The sequence below is a fragment of the Ruminococcus sp. AF17-22AC genome (genome assembly GCF_003460065.1).
In the GTDB taxonomy this organism is placed as follows: Bacteria; Bacillota; Clostridia; order Lachnospirales; family Lachnospiraceae; genus Blautia_A.
Map to the genome: position 1 here is coordinate 35,550 of NZ_QRXT01000015.1, position 19,861 is coordinate 55,410.

The 19,861-nt window shown below is 41.5% G+C and carries 20 protein-coding genes; 18 read left to right on the forward strand and 2 right to left on the reverse strand.

Annotation, left to right across the window (positions count from 1 at the left end; translation table 11 throughout):
• Positions 1 to 33 precede the first annotated feature (33 nt).
• Positions 34 to 582 (forward strand): nucleoside/nucleotide kinase family protein, encoded by a 549-nt coding sequence (locus tag DWW86_RS15555; protein WP_286187743.1) that lies wholly within the window; start codon positions 34 to 36, stop codon positions 580 to 582.
• A 115-nt stretch (positions 583 to 697) separates the two neighbouring features.
• Here the strand turns inward: DWW86_RS15555 and DWW86_RS15560 are convergent, their stop codons facing one another.
• The gene (locus DWW86_RS15560) at positions 698 to 1,582 is read right to left on the reverse strand and encodes an aldose 1-epimerase family protein (RefSeq protein WP_181985378.1); all 885 of its coding nucleotides are present in this window, start codon (positions 1,580 to 1,582) and stop codon (positions 698 to 700) included.
• A gap of 489 nt (positions 1,583 to 2,071) precedes the next feature.
• Between DWW86_RS15560 and DWW86_RS15565 the strand changes: the two genes are divergently transcribed.
• The 14 genes from DWW86_RS15565 to DWW86_RS15630 all read left to right on the forward strand — a co-directional run bounded on the left by DWW86_RS15565 (position 2,072) and on the right by DWW86_RS15630 (position 15,863).
• Positions 2,072 to 3,169 (forward strand): ABC transporter substrate-binding protein, encoded by a 1,098-nt coding sequence (locus DWW86_RS15565; protein WP_117943940.1) that lies wholly within the window; start codon positions 2,072 to 2,074, stop codon positions 3,167 to 3,169.
• A gap of 69 nt (positions 3,170 to 3,238) precedes the next feature.
• Positions 3,239 to 4,072 (forward strand): ABC transporter permease, encoded by an 834-nt coding sequence (locus DWW86_RS15570; protein ID WP_117943942.1) that lies wholly within the window; start codon positions 3,239 to 3,241, stop codon positions 4,070 to 4,072.
• A gap of 16 nt (positions 4,073 to 4,088) precedes the next feature.
• Positions 4,089 to 4,871 (forward strand): ABC transporter permease, encoded by a 783-nt coding sequence (locus DWW86_RS15575; protein WP_117943944.1) that lies wholly within the window; start codon positions 4,089 to 4,091, stop codon positions 4,869 to 4,871.
• Positions 4,859 to 5,620, forward strand: coding sequence for an ABC transporter ATP-binding protein (locus DWW86_RS15580; protein WP_117943946.1), 762 nt, complete (start codon positions 4,859 to 4,861; stop codon positions 5,618 to 5,620). Before DWW86_RS15575 ends, DWW86_RS15580 begins: the two co-directional genes overlap by 13 nt.
• 16 nt (positions 5,621 to 5,636) lie before the next feature.
• Entirely contained in the window at positions 5,637 to 6,395 is a 759-nt protein-coding gene (locus tag DWW86_RS15585) for an ABC transporter ATP-binding protein (RefSeq protein ID WP_117943948.1), read from the forward strand.
• A gap of 4 nt (positions 6,396 to 6,399) precedes the next feature.
• On the forward strand, positions 6,400 to 7,194 hold the full coding sequence (locus DWW86_RS15590; RefSeq protein WP_117943950.1) for an SDR family NAD(P)-dependent oxidoreductase: 795 nt from the start codon (positions 6,400 to 6,402) through the stop codon (positions 7,192 to 7,194).
• Position 7,195: 1 nt separating this feature from the next.
• Positions 7,196 to 8,218: a zinc-dependent alcohol dehydrogenase gene (locus tag DWW86_RS15595; protein WP_117943952.1), complete on the forward strand. Its 1,023-nt coding sequence runs from the start codon at positions 7,196 to 7,198 to the stop codon at positions 8,216 to 8,218.
• A 30-nt stretch (positions 8,219 to 8,248) separates the two neighbouring features.
• Positions 8,249 to 9,103, forward strand: coding sequence for a class II fructose-bisphosphate aldolase (locus DWW86_RS15600; protein ID WP_117943955.1), 855 nt, complete (start codon positions 8,249 to 8,251; stop codon positions 9,101 to 9,103).
• A 37-nt stretch (positions 9,104 to 9,140) separates the two neighbouring features.
• Positions 9,141 to 10,154 (forward strand): LacI family DNA-binding transcriptional regulator, encoded by a 1,014-nt coding sequence (locus DWW86_RS15605; protein ID WP_181985379.1) that lies wholly within the window; start codon positions 9,141 to 9,143, stop codon positions 10,152 to 10,154.
• Positions 10,155 to 10,168: 14 nt separating this feature from the next.
• A complete protein-coding gene (locus tag DWW86_RS15610; RefSeq protein WP_117943959.1) occupies positions 10,169 to 11,359 on the forward strand; it encodes a diphosphate--fructose-6-phosphate 1-phosphotransferase in 1,191 nt (396 codons plus the stop codon).
• Between the two features lie 19 nt (positions 11,360 to 11,378).
• Entirely contained in the window at positions 11,379 to 12,533 is a 1,155-nt protein-coding gene (locus tag DWW86_RS15615; protein WP_117943961.1) for a class II fructose-bisphosphate aldolase, read from the forward strand.
• A 29-nt stretch (positions 12,534 to 12,562) separates the two neighbouring features.
• Positions 12,563 to 13,399: a triose-phosphate isomerase family protein gene (locus DWW86_RS15620; protein ID WP_117943963.1), complete on the forward strand. Its 837-nt coding sequence runs from the start codon at positions 12,563 to 12,565 to the stop codon at positions 13,397 to 13,399.
• A 46-nt stretch (positions 13,400 to 13,445) separates the two neighbouring features.
• The gene (locus DWW86_RS15625; protein WP_117943965.1) at positions 13,446 to 14,939 is read left to right on the forward strand and encodes a lactate racemase domain-containing protein; all 1,494 of its coding nucleotides are present in this window, start codon (positions 13,446 to 13,448) and stop codon (positions 14,937 to 14,939) included.
• A 138-nt stretch (positions 14,940 to 15,077) separates the two neighbouring features.
• Entirely contained in the window at positions 15,078 to 15,863 is a 786-nt protein-coding gene (locus DWW86_RS15630) for a sulfite exporter TauE/SafE family protein (RefSeq protein WP_117943967.1), read from the forward strand.
• A 46-nt stretch (positions 15,864 to 15,909) separates the two neighbouring features.
• Here DWW86_RS15630 and DWW86_RS15635 read toward each other — a convergent pair whose 3' ends face one another.
• A complete protein-coding gene (locus DWW86_RS15635; RefSeq protein ID WP_117943969.1) occupies positions 15,910 to 16,758 on the reverse strand; it encodes a DegV family protein in 849 nt (282 codons plus the stop codon).
• A gap of 170 nt (positions 16,759 to 16,928) precedes the next feature.
• On the opposite strand from DWW86_RS15635, the gene DWW86_RS15640 reads away from it, so the two are divergent.
• The 3 genes from DWW86_RS15640 to DWW86_RS15650 all read left to right on the forward strand — a co-directional run bounded on the left by DWW86_RS15640 (position 16,929) and on the right by DWW86_RS15650 (position 19,860).
• Positions 16,929 to 17,459 (forward strand): beta/alpha barrel domain-containing protein, encoded by a 531-nt coding sequence (locus DWW86_RS15640; protein ID WP_117943971.1) that lies wholly within the window; start codon positions 16,929 to 16,931, stop codon positions 17,457 to 17,459.
• 62 nt (positions 17,460 to 17,521) lie between these two features.
• A complete protein-coding gene (locus tag DWW86_RS15645) occupies positions 17,522 to 17,812 on the forward strand; it encodes a hypothetical protein (protein ID WP_117943973.1) in 291 nt (96 codons plus the stop codon).
• 575 nt (positions 17,813 to 18,387) lie between these two features.
• Complete coding sequence (locus DWW86_RS15650; protein ID WP_015541671.1) at positions 18,388 to 19,860, forward strand: aminotransferase class I/II-fold pyridoxal phosphate-dependent enzyme; 1,473 nt, start codon at positions 18,388 to 18,390, stop codon at positions 19,858 to 19,860.
• Position 19,861: the final 1 nt, after the last annotated feature.

Here is a 19,861-nt window from a genome sequence, read left to right on the forward strand (position 1 = left end):
GTTCAGGCAATACGGCAACTGCAGGAGGATTATATGGGGGAAGATATGCCGTTACTTGTCGCTGTTGACGGCAGATGCGGTAGTGGAAAAACAACACTTGGTGAATATCTGAAACAGAAATTTGACTGTAATTTGTTTCGGATGGATGACTTTTTTCTCAGGGAAGAGCAGCGGACGCCGGAACGACTGGCCGAAATCGGAGGAAATGTAGATTATGAGCGATTCAGAAAGACGGTTCTTGTACCTGTTGTGCAAAAACGTCCGGTTCTGTATCAGCCGTTCAGCTGTCAGCAGTGGAAATTGCTGGAAGCATATTGGGTTCCATATAAAAAGCTGAATATCATAGAGGGATCTTACAGCATGCATCCATATTTTGAGAATCCGTATCAGCTTCGAATTTTTATGAATATTTCACCAGAGGATCAGATTGCCAATATAATAAGGCGAAATGGGCAGGAAAAAGCAAAAGAATTTCAGGCATTGTGGATTCCAAAAGAAGAAGCCTATTTTGAAAAATTTCAGATAATCAACGGAGCTATAGAGATTATGTGGAATTTGAAAATTAAAAATAATAAAAGATAAGTTTACATTCAGAATATTAAAAAGTAAAAAACTTCGGACAGCAGAAAAACTGTACTGCATCCGAAGTTTTCTGAATATGTGTATGTTGAGGACTTTTATTGATGCATCTGTAAAATTATTCTACAAGAGATATTTCCAGATGATAAGTTTTTTCCTTTCCTGGTTCAAGGGAGAGAATGCTGCGTTTATGTGCAAATATGTCGTCATCCTGTCGGAAGATTGCAGAACCGTTCCATGGTTCCAGACAAAGGAACGGAGCTTTGCCTCCGATTGGTGTCCAGAATGCAATTGATTCAAAATCCGGATAATACATGGATACACCTTTTCCGGTAGATTTGTTTAAAAATGAAACACGATGCGAATTGGTGTGTTCAAAGAAAATAGCATCCTGGTCAAACATCGGAATGGTAAGAGGGAGTGTAGTTCCTTCGGCTTTTTGCGTTACTTTGTGATCTTCATTGTATTCGAGATTTTTCAGATCATACTCATAAGAGATAAAATCTTCTTCTTTCTCAAACTTCAGAATACAGTTTTCAATTGTTTCTTCGTCCTCAACCGGAAGCATGAAGCCCGGATGTGCGCCAATATGATAATACATAGGGTCAGAATCTTTGTTTACGACACGATAATCCATGCACAGATTTTTTCCGTTCAGATGATAGGAAAGATACAGCTCGAAATTGTATGGATAGAATTTCAGTGTGTTTTCAGTTGTCTTCAGCAAAAATGTAACAGAATCTTCTGTCTGTTCGATTACCTCAAATTCAGATTCTTTGCAAAAGCCGTGTTTTGGCATCGGATAAATATGATTTTTTATAACTGTTTCTCCATTACGAAGATTTCCAACTGTCGGAAAAAGAAGCGGTGAAGAACGAAGCCAGTAAGTCGGGTCAGAATTCCAGACATATTCTTTACCGGATGGATCGGTGTAGGAATTCAGTTCTGCACCAAGTGTGTTTAAGAGTACCTGATAATTGTCGGATTGTAATTTAATCTGCATAATAAAAACCTCCCTGATAAATGCATGATGATCCATAAGTATTGTGGAGTAGAACCTCCGAATATCTAAAAATAAGCGTAACACAAAAGGTATAGAAAGAGGATGGAAATTTGAACAAACGTTTGCATGATATTGCGTAAAAATGAAAAATGGTCAGATTGTTGTAAGAAATCTACAAGTAAGAGATGACGAACTTTGTAAGAATTATATAATATATACAAAATAAACAAAAAATACCGCGATAAAAAAGGAAAAAAGAAAAAAATATATGCAAAATAACGATATTCATTCGTCATATTGACAAATGGCTTTCGATGGAATATTATACAGATAGAGCTGATACACACGGGTGTACAAAACGAAAAAGAGAGACGGCTCTCTTTTTTAAGAGGGGTATACACACGGGTGTACAAGAACGGAGCTCTTTTTTTAAAAGAAGCTGTACACACGGGTGTATAATTAATTCACATGAGAAAAGGAGAAGGTAGAATGAAGAAAAAAGGATTAGCAATGTTACTGGTAGCAGCAATGACACTTTCAATGGGAAGCAGCGTATACGCAGCTGACAAGGCAGATGATCAGAAAGAACTTTCCATTACAGTATCTGGTGTAAATGGTTCCGTAAACTTTACACCTATATATGTAGCTATGGAACAGGGCTTCTTCGATGATGCAAAACTTGATGTTGACTATGTATTATTTGATAATGGTCCGGTTCAGATGGAGGCACTTGCATCTGACTCATGGGATCTTGGATTTACAGGAGTTGGCGGTGTACTTTCCGGACTGATTTCCTATGATGCAAAATTAGTCGGAGCAACAAATACAGATAACGGAACACAGACCGTATGGGCAAGAAATGATTCCGATATTGTAAAAGCAGGCGCAGGACACAATACAGTAAATGATCAGATCATTGGCGATGCAGATTCCTGGAAAGGCAAAACAGTATTATGTAACTCCGGTACAGTATTAGAGTACCTGCTGATCAAAACATTAGGCGGTTTCGGACTTACTACAGATGATGTACAGGTAATCACCATGGATGCACCTACAGCAAACAGTGCATTCCAGGCAGGACAGGGTGATGTATCAGTTATCACAGGCGCAATCAGCTTCGCAGAAGATAAGAAAGATTACACAGAAGTTTCCTGTGGAAACTGGGCAGATACAGGACTTGAGTGCAGCATTATTGCAAACACAGCTTCTTATGAAGATGAAGAAACATATGAAGCAATGACAAGATTCCTGAAAGTTTACTGGGAAACAATCGACTGGATGAAAGAGAATCCAGAGGATGCAGCTCAGCTTTGCAGTGATTTTAACGCAGAGTGCGGTATCACACTGGAGCCTGAAACAGCTTCCTTATACATGGAACAGGATCCATACTACGCAGCTGATGAAGTATTAAAGAGCATGACAACAACTTCTGAAGCTGGTGATTATTCTGTAATGGAAGAAAAATTATTAGGTATCTTAGACTTCTTTATTGAAACTGGAAAATACAATGCTGGCGATGACGAAAAGATGCTGAATCATATGGACACAACTTTAATGGAAGATGTTTGCGCTGAATTAGCAGAATAATTACAGGGATTGCCACAAGACAGTATACTGTTTTGTGGCAATTTTAAACTAAAAAGGAGTAGTAAGTATATGGCTGAGAATAAAGCAAAACTACTGGAAGAGCAAAAAAAACACATCCAGAAAATAAAAAGAGAGAATGTTAAATATGCACTGCTGAGTATTCTGGGTATTTTTATCTTCTTACTTATATGGCAGCTGGCGGTTGAGTTCGGACTGGTAAATGAAACGCGACTTCCAAAACCAACAACGATTCTTCAGACACTGGGATATAAAATTTACAATCAGGCACCGGATGGAAATACATTAGGAATCAACATCCTTGCCAGCTTACAGGTAGCTCTCACCGGTTTCCTTACCGCAATGGTAATTGGAATCCCTCTCGGACTCTTCATGGGATGGTGGGAATACGCAGACCGTTTCATCAGACCGATCTTCGAGCTTGTAAGACCGGTACCTCCGATCGCATGGATCCCGCTTGTAGTTGTATGGATGGGAATCGGATTAAAAGCGAAAGCAATGATTATTTTCTTCACCGCGTTTGTACCTTGTGTCATCAACTCATATACAGGAATTAAACTGACAAACAAAACTTTGATCAATGTTTCAAGAACGTTTGGAGCATCAAATGTTGAGATCTTCTGGAAAGTAGGTATTCCGAGTGCATTACCGATGGTATTTGCAGGAATCCGTGTAGCTCTCGGAAACTCCTGGTCTACACTGGTAGCAGCAGAAATGCTTGCAGCAAGTGCCGGTTTAGGTTACATGATCCAGATCGGAAGAACCATCGCAAGACCGGACATCGTTATTGCAGGTATGGTTACGATCGGAGCAATCGGCGCGGTTCTCTCCGGAATATTATCCTATGTTGAGCAACATGCACTGAGATGGCAGAGCAAGAATTGAGAGGAGTGCTGAGTAAATGGATCAGAGAAAAAAAGAGAAAAGAATACATGACATTTTATACTGGAGTTTACCGGTACTGGCAATCTTTTGCGTAATCGTTGCATGGGTATCATTCTCATCAGTTCATCCGGAACTGATGCCCGGACCGGCAGCAGTTATTGAAAGACTTGGAAGAACCTTTACAAAACCAATCGGCAGAATCAATCTTCTGGGACATGCATGGGCATCCCTGAAACGAGTATTACTTGCACTGCTGTTTGCATGGACATTTGGTATTTTCTTTGGAATCCTTATTGGATGGAGCAGAACTGCAAGAGCACTTTTTGGAAGTATATTTGAAGTAATCAGACCTATTCCTCCGATTGCATGGATCCCGCTGATCATCATGTGGTTCGGAATCGGTGAAACAGCAAAGATTATCATCGTATTTATCGGAACCTTTGTTCCACTTGTTATCAATACATCAACAGGTATCAGAATGGTAGACGAGATCAATATTCAGGTTGGAAAGATGTTTGGCGGAAGCAACAGACAGATCCTTATGGAAATCGTAGTACCGACTGCATTACCGTCTATTTTTGCAGGAATCAGAACATCTGTAAGTTCAGGATGGACAACCGTGCTGGCAGCAGAAATGCTTGGTGCAACTGCCGGACTTGGATCAATGGTTACAAAAGGATGGCAGGGTGGTGATATGGCACTTGTACTGGTAGCCGTAATCACGATTGCGATTATCGGATTTATTTTATCTGTAGTTCTTAACAAAATGGAAAAGGTGGTTTGCCCATGGAACAATTAGAGACAAAATTGAAAGTGTCTAATATTTCAAAGACATTTTTCAATAAAAAAGATTATTTTACAGCAATTGAAGATGTAAGCTTTGATGTCAAGGACGGAGAGTTCCTTGTAATTCTGGGACCTGGAAGATGTGGAAAGACCGTACTTTTAAATATCATTGCCGGTCTTGTAGAAAAAACATCCGGTTCTGTAATATACGATGGAAAAGAAATCAACGGTGTAGATCCTGAGATGGGTATGGTTTTTCAGAAAACAGCTCTGATGCCGTTTAAGACTGTTATGGAAAACGTAGAACTCGGACTGAAATTCAGTGGAATGGATAAGAAAAAGAGAAGAGAGATCTGTCAGAAATACATCGATCTGGTAGGTCTGCAGGGCTTTGAAAATTCTTATCCGAATGCACTGTCAGGCGGTATGAAACAGCGTGTTGGTATCGCAAGAGCATATGCAAACAACCCGAAACTGTTGATTATGGACGAGCCTTTTGGAGCACTGGATGCACAGACACGTTATTCCATGCAGAATGAAGTACTTCGTATCTGGGAGCAGGAAAAGAGAACTGTTATCTATGTAACAAACAATATTGAAGAGGCAATTTATCTTGGAACACGTATTGTTCTGTTAAGTAAATGTCCGGCAAGCGTAAAAGCAGAATATACCATTGATCTCCCGAGACCTCGAGATATGGTAAGTGATGAATTTATGAATTTGAGAACAAAGATTTCCGAAAATACGGATCTTTCAGTTTAAGCAGGAGGAAAAACTTATGGCAGAACTTAATGATAACAGACCCGTAAAAGTTGAGGTCAAAGACCTGACAAAACGTTTCGGAGACTTACTGGTCCTGGATCATATGAACTTTGATATAAAGAAAAATGAATTTGTATGTGTAGTAGGACCGACCGGATGTGGAAAAACAACCTTCTTAAATTGCCTGACACGTATTCATCAGCCGAGTGAAGGTGATCTGTTCATCGATGGAGAACCGGCAGATCCGAGAAAACATAATATTTCCTTTATCTTTCAGGAGCCGAGCGCACTGCCGTGGCTTACCGTTGAAGAAAATATTGCATATGGTCTGAAAATCAAGAAATTACCAAAAGATGAGATTAACAAACGTGTAGAACAGATCATCAAACTGATGGGTCTACAGGATTCACGCAAAAAATATCCTGGTGATTTATCTGTAAGTGTGGCACAGCGAGTTGTAATCGGAAGATCTTTTGCAATGCAGCCTGATCTGCTTCTGATGGATGAGCCGTATGGCCAGATGGATGTCAAGATGAGATTCTATCTGGAGGACGAGGTTATCCGTCTGTGGAAAGAACTTGGAAGCACTGTTGTTTTCATCACACATAATATAGAAGAAGCTGTTTACCTTGCTGAAAGAGTTATCATTCTGAGCAACAAACCGGCAAACATCAAAGAAGAAATTAAAATCGATTTACCACATCCGAGAAACGTTGCAGATCCGAAATTTATTGAGTACAGAGAGTATATTACAGAAAAGATTAAATGGTGGTAGGAATATGAAAAGACTGGAGAATAAAGTTGCTGTCGTAACAGGCGGCGCAAGAGGAATCGGTTTTGGTATTGCAAAAAAATATGTAGAAGAAGGCGCAAAAGTTGTTATAGCTGACATCCTGGACGAAGGAGAAGAGGCGGTAAAAGAATTAGGTGAAGCTGCTGAATTCTATAAGATTAATCTTCGCAACAGAAACGAAATTTTCCAGATGGCAGATGCGCTGTATGAAAAACACGGACACCTTGACATTCTTGTAAACTGTGCCGGTGTAGCGCTTCCAGTTCCAACATTTAAACTGACAGAAGAGCAGATTGATATGGTTATTGAAATCAATATGAAAGCACCTCTGTACTGCTGTCAGGCAATCGGAAAGTATATGAGAAAGCAGGGAGAAGGAAGCATTGTTAATATTTCTTCCGGAAACAGTAAGATGATCAATGTCGGAAGGACACCGTATGGTATCACAAAAGGCGCAATCAATCTTATGACCATGCAGCTCGGTGCAGAGTGGGCAATGTACGGAATTAAGGTAAATGCGATCGCACCGGGATGGATTGAGACCGAAATGGTAAAACGTCCACTGAGAAGCGGAATCCTTGATGCAAAGAAAATCTTATCTGTATCACCAATAGGAAGATTTGGAAAAGTGGAAGAAATTGCAAGCCTGGCCACATTCCTTGCGTCTAAAGAATCTGATTATATTGTTGGACAGGTCATCTTTGCAGATGGCGGCTGGAGCATGGGTATCATGCCGGACGGACTGGACTTTGTAAGAGAGAACGACAAGGAGGAAGAATGAAATGAGAATGTTATCAATTTTTGAACCTGGTAAACTTGTAATGGAAGATATGCCAAGACCGGTATTGACACCGGGACATGCAATTGTAGAAATAGAGAAATGTGGTATTTGTGGATCAGATGTCACTGCATATAGCGGAAAAAATCCTACAATGAAATATCCAATTCACGGGCTGGGACATGAAGGTGTAGGTACGATCGTTGAGATCGGAGAAAACGAAGAAGGATTTAAAGTTGGTGACAGGGTAGCTCTGGAACCATATGTACCGGATTTCTCCTGCCATATGTGCAAAGTGGGAAGATTTAACAATTGTGCAGATCTTCATGTATGCGGTGTACATAAAGATGGTATGATGACAGAGTATTTCTCCCATCCGATCAAATTATTATACAAATTACCGGATACTCTAAATTTCCAGAGAGCAGCGCTGGTAGAGCCTCTGACAATCGGTTTACACGGTGCTACCCGGGCAAGAGTAAGCAAAGGCGATCATGTAGTAGTATTCGGGGCCGGAACGATCGGTCTGATGGCTGCATTCGCATGCTTAAGCTATGAGGCAACTCCGATCATCGTTGATATTGTAGAAGAGAGACTTGAATTTGCAAAAAAAGAACTGAATATGCCATATACGTTTAATTCTGCAAAAGGTGATCTTGTCGAGTTCCTGAAAGAAGTCACAAATGGAAAATTATGTGAGGCGATGATTGATTGCACTGGTGCACAGCCAATTCTCGGTGAAATGCACAACTATGTATGCCACGGTGCAAGAATTGCTCTGGTTGGATGGCCACACGGACTGGTTACCGTAAATCAGACAAGACTGATGCAGAAAGAAATTGACGTTTGCCCGAGCAGAAACTCATGTGGCAAGTTCCCTGAAGCTATCAAATTAATGGATGAAGGTATTTTGCCGATCGACAAACTGATCACAAAGAACATCAAATTAGAGGATACAGAAGCCACTATCAAAGATATGATGGAAAATCCCGGAGATTATTTAAAAGTAATCATTGATATTAAATGATAATTATAAGAAAATGGAAAGGGAAAATAAATGCTTGTTACATCGAAAGAAATGCTGACTAAAGCATATGAAGGAAAATATGCTGTACCTGCGATCAACACGCAGGGAGGCACCTATGATATTATCAGAGCAGTCTGCCTGGCAGCTGAAGAGATGAATTCCCCGATCATTCTGGCACATTATCTGTCAACCGGTGAGTATTCCGGTCATGACTGGTTCTATGAAACTGCAAAATGGATGGCCGAAAAGGTAAGCGTGCCGGTAGCAATTCATCTGGATCACGGCGACACTTTTGAACACTGCGTGGAAATGCTGAATTATGGATTTACATCCATTATGTATGATGGTTCTAAATATTCTCTCGAAGAAAATATCAGACGGACCAACGAAGTGATCAAAGTCGCTCATGCGATCGACATTCCGGTAGAGGCTGAGATTGGTGAGCTTGCCAGACTTGATGATAATGGAAATATTACAGAATGTTCAAATATCGCAGATGTAGACAATGTAAAGAAATATCTTGAATCCTGCCATCCGGACTCTCTTGCAATAGGAATTGGAAATGCACATGGATTTTACAAAGGACCTGTAGATATTAAGGTCGATATCCTGAGACAGTGCAGAGAATTTACAGATATTCCATTCGTATTGCACGGATGTACCGGTATGGATGAAGAGACAGTAAAGAAATCCATAGAGTACGGTGTTGCGAAAATTAATTTCGGAACGCAGATCAGATATCAGTATGTCGACTATGTTCGGCAGGGTCTGAAAGAAAAAGTGGATCAGGGACATGCATGGAGATTGTCAAGATATGCAAGTGACAAGTTAAAAGATGATGTTAAAAAACTTATTTTATTAGCCGGAAGTGAAAATAAGGCTTAATAAAAAATAAAGAACCATGTATGTGGATGGAGGAACTATGGCGTTACAGAAAATTAAATGTGCAACAAGAGCAGATGTTGCGAGAGAAGCAAATGTCAGTGAAACAATCGTATCTTATGTGATGAATAACAACAGGTATGTTGCGGCCGAAAAACGAAAGCGTGTGCTGGAGGCGGCTGAAAAACTGAATTATTCACCAAATAATATGGCGCTGGCATTGAGCGGGAAGGACAGCAAACAGCTTTTGTTCATTGTTGATACGCCAGAGAGTGAGCGACTCGGAAGCATGCTTGGTTCACTGGATAAATATGCCTATGAAAAAGGATCTGTCGTTACATTGTGTGCGTGCAGAAATGATGAGTCTTTTGTGAGCAGGATTTTAAGCAGACGCTTTGACGGAATTGTTATCAGTTCAAAGAAGATTCCGGAAAAATTTGTAAGAAGATTTGTGCAGGCGGGAATACCGACTGTATTGCTGCTGACACGCAATTACAGGATAAAGACAGGTGTGGGAAAGATAGGAACAGGACTTCGAAGCGGAGCGGAGGGCTGTGTCAAATATTTCTATGAGATGGGCAGAAGGAATATCATTTATCTTGACAGAGTTTCTCAGGAAAACATATTCAGTGATCTGTCTGACAGCCGACTTCAGGGTTTTGCTGCACAGATGGAGGCATTTGGGTTTGACTGGAAAGATAATGTGATCACGGGCTGCCGTACAGATGAAGAAGTGGAACAAAAAATAGCAGAGTATCTGAAAACAAAGAAAGTAGATGCAATTCTCGGAAGAAATGACCGTATGGCATGTATTGGGATGCGGGCCGTAAAGAAATTAGGTTACAGCATTCCGAAGGACATTGTGGTTATGGGATTTGATGATACCAGTGTTTGTAATTATGTGACTCCATCTCTTTCATCTGTGCATCTGGACAATGAAGCGATTGCGAAAAAAGCGATTGAAATGATCTATCTGATGAGAGAAGGTCAGCAGATTAAAGAAACAGTACATTTTAAATACAAGATCGTAGAGAGAGAAAGTACTGGAAAATAAATGGAGGACTGGAAATGTCAGTGAATGCATTGATCGTGCACGGAGGTGCGCCGACCGCAGTTATTAATGCGTCCCTGTATGGGGCAATTCATGAAATAAAGAAATATAAAGAAATTGGAAGCTTTTATGCGGCGATCGGCGGAGCCGGAGCTGTCCTGCGGGAACAGTTTGTGGATCTGAAGAAAATTTCAGAAGAAAAACTGAGTATGCTTCCATATACACCGGCATCTGCAATCGGTACTTCAAGAGATCCGCTGGAGCAGCCGGAGTACGACCGAATTGCAGAAATACTGGTAAAATGGAATATTCGATATGTATTTTTTAATGGTGGAAACGGCTCCATGGATACCTGTGGAAAGGTTTATGAAGCCTGCAGAAGAATCGGAAAGGAAATTTCTGTGGTAGGAATTCCAAAGACAATCGATAATGATATTTCTGTTACAGACCATGCACCGGGATTTGGAAGTGCTGCGAAATACATCGCTGCATCTGTCAGAGAAATCAGTCAGGATGTCAGAGCTCTCCCTATTCATGTCAGTGTAGTGGAAGCAATGGGAAGAAATGCCGGGTGGATCGCGGCAGCGAGTGCACTTGCAGATGACGGAAACGGAAGCGGTCCGGATTTTATTTATCTGCCCGAAAAACCTTTTGATGAGGATCAGTTCCTGACATCAATTGAAAATAAGTTACAGGAGAAAAAAGGCATCGTTGTGGTAGCCAGTGAAGGTCTGAAAAAGAAAGACGGATCTCCGATCGTTGAGCCAATCTTTCAGGTAGGAAGAGCTGTCTATTATGGAGATGTCGGAACACATCTGGCAAATCTTGTAATCAAAAAACTGGGATATAAAGCCAGAAGCGAAAAACCGGGCTTATGCGGACGTGCAAGTATTGCTTTTCAGTCAGATGTTGACCGTGAAGAGGCAATCATTGCCGGTGCAGAGGCTGTGAAGGCAGCAATGCAGGGTGCAACAGGTGTAATGGTTGGATTTAAGAGGATTCCGGGAGAAATTTATAAAGCAGAACCGATGCTGATTCCGATCCATGAAGTTATGATGACAGAGCGATGCATGCCGGATGAGTATATTAATACAGAACATAATGGCGTAACAAAAGAGTTTGTGGAATGGTGCAGACCATTGATCGGAAAGCCGCTCAGAGAGTTTGTAACATTTAAAAACATGCCATTTGAACCATTTACAGAATAGAATGTCGGGAGGAATAAACATGTTAGTACCAATGAGAGCAATTCTGGATGCAGCGGACAAGAATGATTATGCACAAGGGGCATTTAATGTAAATGCTGTATGCCAGGCAAAAGCAGTGGTCAATGTCCATGAAATGTTCAGAAGCCCGGCTATCCTGCAGGGAGCAGACCTTGCCAATGGATTTATGGGAGGACGTACAGATTTTACAAATGCAACTCTGGAGGACAAAAAAGTCGGAGCCAAAAATATTGCGGATGCGGTAAAGAAATACGGAGCAGACAGTGAGATCCCGGTTGCCCTGCATCTGGATCACGGACGCAACTTTGATTCCTGTGTGGCAGCTATTGAGGGTGGTTACACAAGTGTTATGATCGATGGAAGTTCTCTTCAGTTTGAGGAGAATGTGGAACTTACACGTGAAGTTGTAAAATATGCACATGAGAGAGGCGTTTCTGTAGAAGGAGAACTTGGTGTGCTGGCAGGTGTAGAAGATCATGTATTTGCAGCAACAAGTACTTATACAAACCCACTGAAGGCAATTGAGTTTTTCAAAAAGACAGGTGTAGATGCGCTGGCAATCAGCTATGGAACCATGCACGGAGCCAATAAAGGAAAGGACACAGTAATCCGTAAAGAAATCGCAATAGCTATTAAAGAATGCATGATGCATGAAGGAATTGAAGGATATCTTGTAAGCCATGGCTCTTCTACTGTACCACAGTATATTGTAGAGGAAATCAACGCGTTAGGCGGAGATATCAAAAATGCATACGGTATTGATGTAAATCAGCTGATTGAGGTCGGACATTGTGGGATTAACAAAATCAACGTAGATACAGATATCCGTCTTGCAGTTACAAGAAATATGAAAGAACTTTTTGCCAGAGATGTGGCACTCAGAAACAGTGCTTCCGTGGGTGCAGTTTATGAATTGTTAGAGAAAAATAAATCTGCGTTTGACCCACGTGTATTTATTACACCGATCATGGATACTGTTATGTACGGTAATGTTCCGAACGATGATGTGGCAAGAATTTGCAAATGTATTGAGGATGGTGTAAAAGAAGTGGTCGGAACTCTGATCGTGAAGTTTGGAAGCTTCGGCAAAGCACCAAAGGTAGAAAGAGTCTCTCTTGATGAGATGGCGGAACGTTACAAAAAAGCGGGAATTTGATAACCAGAAGAATAAGTGAGGGAAATTCCATGAAACATATTTATCTGAATTTAAAAAGATTTGATGTCCCTACAGAGTTGGGCGGTGTGAATCGCATTGCACCGGTAGCAGACTGGGCTGAATATATTGTAAAAAATACACAGGAAGAATTAAAAAAATATGATCCGGCAGAAGTTGAATTTGGAATGTACTTTCCGGAAATTCATCTTTTGAATGCGGTTAATGCAAAAACAGAAGGAAGTCCGGTTAAAGTCGGATGCCAGAGTGTATACAGAGCAGACACTGCAGTAGGTGGAAACTTCGGAGCTTTTACAACTAACAGGCCTGCATCTGCAATGGTGGCAGCAGGCTGTGAGACTACGATCATCGGTCACTGTGAGGAACGTAATGACAAAGCAGGTATTCTTGCAGAAGCAGGTGTGACAGATACAGATGCTGTAAACCGTCTTCTGAATCAGGAAATCAAATGTGCGATCGACCGGGGCATGACTGTTCTTTACTGTATTGGAGAAAAGAGTGAGGAGCAGGAACAGTGGCAGGAAGTACTCGGCAAACAGCTTGAAATCGGATTGCAAGATGTAGATACATCTAAAGTAGTGATCGCTTATGAACCAATCTGGTCAATTGGACCTGGCAAGACACCGGCTGATAAAGAGTATATCACCAAAATCGCCCGTTTTGTAAAAGAAAAGACAGGTGGAATGGACATTGTTTATGGCGGTGGATTAAAACAGGATAATGCTGCGATGTTGGCGGCTATTGATGAAATTGACGGAGGATTAATTGCACTCACCAGATTTCAGGGCGAAATCGGATACTATCCGGAAGAATATTTAGAGATTATCCGTTTATACATGGAAGGCTAAATGTAACTAAAACAGCGTTGTACGACAAAAAGAGGAGAAAGACACTATGAAACTTGATTTTGAATATGGACAGGGAACTATGGCAGCAGAGCTGCCGGATAATACAGATATTTTTATTCCGGGAGAAACCGTGAAAGATCCTGCATATATTCCGGAAGACAAACTGGAAGAAGCTTATCTTGAAAGTCTGGCACATCCAATCGGAATGCCGACATTAACTGAACTTGCACACAAAGGCAGTACGGTAACAATTATTGTTCCGGATCGTGTAAAAGGTGGAGAACAGGAAACAAGTCACAGAAAATTAAGTATTAAATATATCCTGAAAGAACTTTATGCAGCAGGTGTGGAGAAAAAAGATATTCTTTTTATTATTTCCAATGGCTTACATCCGAGAAGTAAAGAATCCGATGCAAAGGCAATTTTCGGTGAAAAATTATTTAATGAGTTCTGGCATACCAGTCAGATTATCAGCCATGACAGCGAGGATCAGGAACATATGGTATATCTTGGAACTACTCGCAGAGGAGATCCGGTATATATGAACAAGTATGTATTTGACTGTGATATCCCAATTTTGATCGGTCATGTACAGGGAAATCCTTATGGTGGATATTCGGGTGGATACAAACACAGTGCGACCGGTATCACAAACTGGAGATGTATTGCAAGTCATCATGTACCGTCCGTTATGCACAGAGATGATTTTACACCGGTTAATGGTGGAAGTCTGATGCGTAATAAATTTGATGAGATCAGCATGCACATGGAAGAAAAAATGGGACATCCGTTCTTTTGTTGTGATGCGGTTCTTGATACACAGTCCAGGCAGATTGCAATTTATTCCGGCTATGCAAAAGAAATGATGCCAATCAGCTGGAAGCTTGCGGATAAGAGAACCTATGTACACTGGGCAGATAAAAAATACGATGTACTGGTATTTGGTATGCCGCAGAAATTTCATTATGGAGATGGAATGGGAACCAATCCGATTATGATGATGCAGGCTTTAAGTGCACAGGTGCTTCGATTCAAACGAGTTATGAGTGACAACTGTGTAATTATCTGTGCATCAACATGCAACGGATATTTCCATGATGAACTGTGGCCATACTTAAGAGAACAGTACGAGCTGTTCCAGCATGACCATATGAATACTTTACCGGATATGAACCGTTATGGTGAATATTTCGCGACAAACGAAGAATATATTCGTAAATATCGTTTTACAAATGCATTTCATCCGTTCCATGGTTTCTCTATGATGTCCTGTGGACACATTGCAGAAATGAATACCAGCGCAATCTACATTGTAGGTGCTGAGGAACCTGGATATGCAAGAGGAATGGGACTCAAGACAAGAGCTACATTCGAAGAGGCATTGGAAGATGCTAAGAAGAAATTTGTTGGTCAGGAACCGAATATTCTTGCATTACCAATGACATTTAAGAAAGCTGCAGTGCACCTCTGCATGAAGAATCCGGAAGATGACTGTATGGATGAATACGGACATCGTCACGGTGGATGTGGATGCTGCTGACAGATAAATTCTTCTACAATAAAAACATATTCTAATCAAAGGAAAGCGAGCTGTTTTAGGCCAGCTCGCTTTTCCTTACCCAAAAATACGGAAAATCAGCAAAAAATGATAGAACAATAGGGAAATGGGGCGTAAAAAATGATCTATCTGATATTTTTAATTGTGTGTTTTGGGGCATCGATAGTTGGGGCAATTTGCGGAATTGGTGGCGGTGTAATCATCAAACCGGTGCTTGATTCTTTTGGTGTGCTGGATGTAAGTGCAATCAGTTTTCTATCTGGATGTACGGTTCTTTCAATGACGGCATATTCCGTTCTGAGAAATAAAATAAGTGGAGAATCCCATGTATCTATGAAAACCGGGTTCCCACTTGCGATGGGGGCGGCAGTCGGAGGATTGATTGGGAAATGGCTGTTTTCTTATGTGAAATCTTTAAGCAGTGATCCGAACAAAGTCGGAGCTGTACAGGCACTCTGCCTGTTGATTGTGACATTTGGCACTCTTATTTATACAATTTATAAAGCGAAAATCAAAACCTACAAAGTGGACAATGCGGTTGTATGCATTTTGATTGGCATTTTTCTGGGGATTATGTCGTCTTTTCTCGGAATCGGTGGAGGTCCGATCAACCTTGTGGTGCTGTTTTTCTTCTTTTCCATGTCAACAAAGATTGCAGCAGAGAATTCCCTTTATGTTATTTTCTTCTCACAGATTGCGAGTCTGATTTCTACACTTGTGACAGGAAGTGTGCCCGATTTTCAGCCTGGAGTGCTGCTCCTTATGGTTGCCGGAGGGATTGTCGGTGGCATCTGCGGGCGTGCAATTAATAAGAAAATCAATGAAAAAACAGTTGATAAGTTATTTATTGCATTGATGCTACTGATGATCGTGATTAATATTTATAATATCTATAAATTTATGTGAACTTCATAAAACGTGATAAGTAATAATAAATATCCGGTGTAATCGTTTATTTTGCAATAAACAGAACACCAAGTGTACCAGGACCGCAGTGGCTGGAAACAACACCGCCGGCCCTGGTTTCTAATATTTCATGGAAGATCCCGAGACTTTCCAGGTAGGAGCGGACGGCATCAACGGTGGTGCGGTCACATCCGGAATGTGTGATAAATACGCGCTCAGGTCTTGCAGATTTTAAATCATCTTCCATGTCTTTTACATAGGACATAATGACAGAATTTATTTTGCCACGATATTTTTTGGACGCGTCCATGGCACCGTTTTCGACGACGATTTTCGGGTGGAGTCTCAGAACTCCGCCTGCCATGGCAGAAACAGCGTTGCATCGGCCACCGCGGTACAGATAAGTAAGTGTATCGACGACAAAGCTTGCGCGGATATTGGGTTTTAAAGATGCTATTGTAGCTGCGATTTCGGCTGCGGACTGTCCTTTTTCGGCCATAATTGCTGCCTCTATGACGAGAAGCCCGATTCCGGTAGAGAGGTTTGCCGAATCAACGACCGTAACAAGATCAGATGCTTCTAATTCTTCAGCCGCAAGGCGCATGACATTTCCGGAAGTGGACATGCTGCCGGAAATGGAAAAACAGACGATTTCACGTTTTTCTTCTATATATGGGCGAAAAAGATCAATGGCTTCAGCCAGAGACGGGGCTGATGTTTTGGGCGTTGTTTTGTGTGCATCAGACCAGTCATAGATCTGCTGCGGCGTAATGTTTCTGCCATCTTCATATTCGTCCTCGCCGAGAAGAATGTGGAGCGGCAGGATGTCGATATCATATTTTGCAATCAGCTCAGGAGAGAGGTCGCAGGTGCTGTCTGAAATAATCTTTACCATATGAGATAGGTCCTTTCTGTATTTATTCTGTTGACAAGGTATAACAGTTTTTGCGTATTCACGCATATCTCTTTTGTATATCTGTAATCATATCACAAATTCACATGGAAATCCAAATTTGTGTGCTATAAAAGAACTCTATTGACTCAGACATTTAGGGTTTTGCTGAGCTGTATGCAGTTCCGCTTGCAAAGGCACTTGTTGAAGGTGGACTTCCATGTGCAGAAGTTATATTTCGTACTGAGGCAGCGGAAGAATCTATCCGTCTTATGGCAGAGCAGTTTCCGGATATGCTTGTAGGAGCAGGAACTGTTCTTACTAAGGAACAGGTTGATGCAGCAGCAGGTGCCAAGTTCATAGTTAGCCTTGGATTTGATCCGGAGATCGTAGACTATTGTCTGAAAAAAGAAATCCCTGTTTACCCGGGATGTGTTTCACCATCTGAGGTTGCTCAGGCAGTTAAAAGAGGACTTAAGTTTATGCCGACAGGCGGAATCAATGCAAAAAATCTTGAAGAGTATCTTTCCTGTTTCTATCCGAAAATAATCGGAGTTAATACACATATTCATATTCAGAAAAACGCTCCGCGAGGATGCGACAAGAGCAGGGAATTGAGCGATAGTTTTTGTATTTTAGAAAGTTTTCAGTTGTTCCATCAAAATCAACATGTTACAATAAAAAGATATTGTGGTCTTTACTAATGAAAATGAAAGTACCAAGTGAGAATGCCCGGGAGCTAATGGGTGGAATAGGAGGTCGTGGTATGGGATATTTGTTTGAGAATATGGAAGAAATAGACATAGGGGCTCAAAAAAGAAATACTGCGAGAGAGAAACAGCGTGCAGAGGCTGAAAGACAACGCGCGGATGAAGAGAAGCAACGCGCGGATGAAGAGAAGCAACGCGCGGATAAAGAGAAGCAGCGAGCGGATGAGGAAAAACAGCGAGCAGATGAAGAAAAACAGTTAAAGATTGAGGCAGAAGAGCGAGCAAATGCGCTTGAAGAGGAAGTTCAGCGTCTCAGGAAGCTGTTAAAGAGTCAGGAACAGAAGTAAGATAGAAATACCGTATCATTTAATAAAGCTAAAAATGGAAACAAACCAAATCAAAAGATGTAAGTAAGAAAATGTCGTTTTACTGTCTAAGGATGGTGAGACGACATTTTTACGTTATAGGGATTTTTGATTCCACATGTTGAGGATGAAGCGGAACTTGACAGTTTTTTTTCAACATGATATGATTAGGTCAATTTTGAGAGACGAAGATGCAGAGTAACAGACAGAGTCTTTTCAAAGCAATTGTTTGGGACCACCCGTCAGGGTTAAGGCCATACGGACAGCCGGGTCCACTGCCGATGATGGTAACTTTGGTTACCTTATTGATTGAGTTAAAAGCTCAAATTTTATAAGTAGGTTCCTTTGATAACCGAAATGCGTCAGAAGCGCAGACTTGTGAAACGATCAATAAGAGTAGTAAAAGTATGATTGCTATATAGACTCTGATACGCATGCAAATACAGATCAAACGCAGGTTTGTGGCTTAGTGCCCTGATCTGCGTTTTTTTACGTTTTTTATTCAGTCTGTGGAATGTATATTAAGGGGTGATACAAAGGAAACTGGAATTGGAGGAATGATGAAAGGAAGTCGTTTTAAATTAAACCAGAATCATGCACCGATACATGAAGCTCTGGAGACTTTCCGTCGTATGAGGGTTGTACCATTTGATGTACCTGGCCATAAACGAGGAAGAGGCAATCCGGAACTGACAGAATTTCTGGGACAAAAATGTGTAGGTGTTGATGTTAACAGTATGAAGCCACTGGATAATCTTTGTCATCCGGTATCTGTAATACGGGAGGCAGAAGAACTGGCAGCAGATGCCTTTGGAGCAGCACATGCATTTCTGATGGTAGGAGGCACGACAAGTTCTGTTCAGACGATGGTCCTGACTGCCTGCAAACGTGGAGATGAGATCATACTGCCACGTAACGTTCACAGGAGTGTTTTGAATGCACTTGTTTTGTGTGGTGCGATTCCTGTTTATGTAAACCCGGAAGTAGATCAGCGGCTTGGAATCTCCCTTGGAATGAAAAGGGAACAGGTGGAGAAAGCGATAAAAGAACATCCAAAGGCAGTTGCAGTACTGGTAAACAATCCGACTTATTACGGAATATGCAGTGACCTGCGTGCGATCGTTAAGATGGCTCATGATGCAGGAATGCTTTGTCTGGCAGATGAGGCACATGGAACGCATTTTTATTTTGGAGGAGGTCTTCCTGTCTCTGCTATGGCAGCAGGTGCAGATATGGCAGCTGTGTCCATGCATAAGAGTGGAGGAAGTCTTACACAGTCAAGCCTTCTTCTTACAGGTCCGGATGTACATGCCGGCTATGTGCGCCAGATCATCAATCTGACACAGACGACCTCAGGAAGCTACCTTCTGATGTCAAGCCTTGATATCTCAAGAAGAAACCTTGCACAGCGCGGCCGTCAGATCTTTCATCAGGTAGCAGATATGGCAGAATATGCCAGAGAGGAAATCAATGCGATCGGCGGTTATTATGCGTTTGGCAAAGAACTGGTAAACGGAAACTCTGTTTTTGATTTTGATATAACTAAATTAAGCGTACATACGCTGGATATCGGACTTGCAGGAATCGAAGTGTATGATATTCTGCGTGACGAATATGATATTCAGATAGAGTTTGGAGATATCGGTAATATTCTTGCCTACCTTTCCATAGGAGACCGTGCACAGGAAGTAGAGCGGCTTGTGAGTGCGCTCGCAGAGATCCGCAGACGTTTTCAGACAGATGGTTCAGGACTTCTGAGTCAGGAATATATTGATCCTCAGGTAGTGACCAGCCCGCAGGATGCTTTTTATGCGGATAAATGCAGTCTGCCGCTTCGTGAAACCGAGGGTAAGGTCTGCAGTGAATTTGTGATGTGCTATCCGCCTGGAATTCCGATTCTTGCACCGGGGGAACGTATCACAGCAGAGATCCTGGATTATATTGAATATGCCAAGGCAAAGGGCTGTAACATGACGGGACCTGAAGATCCTGATATTTTGAGACTGAATGTTCTGACAGGGAGGGAATGAC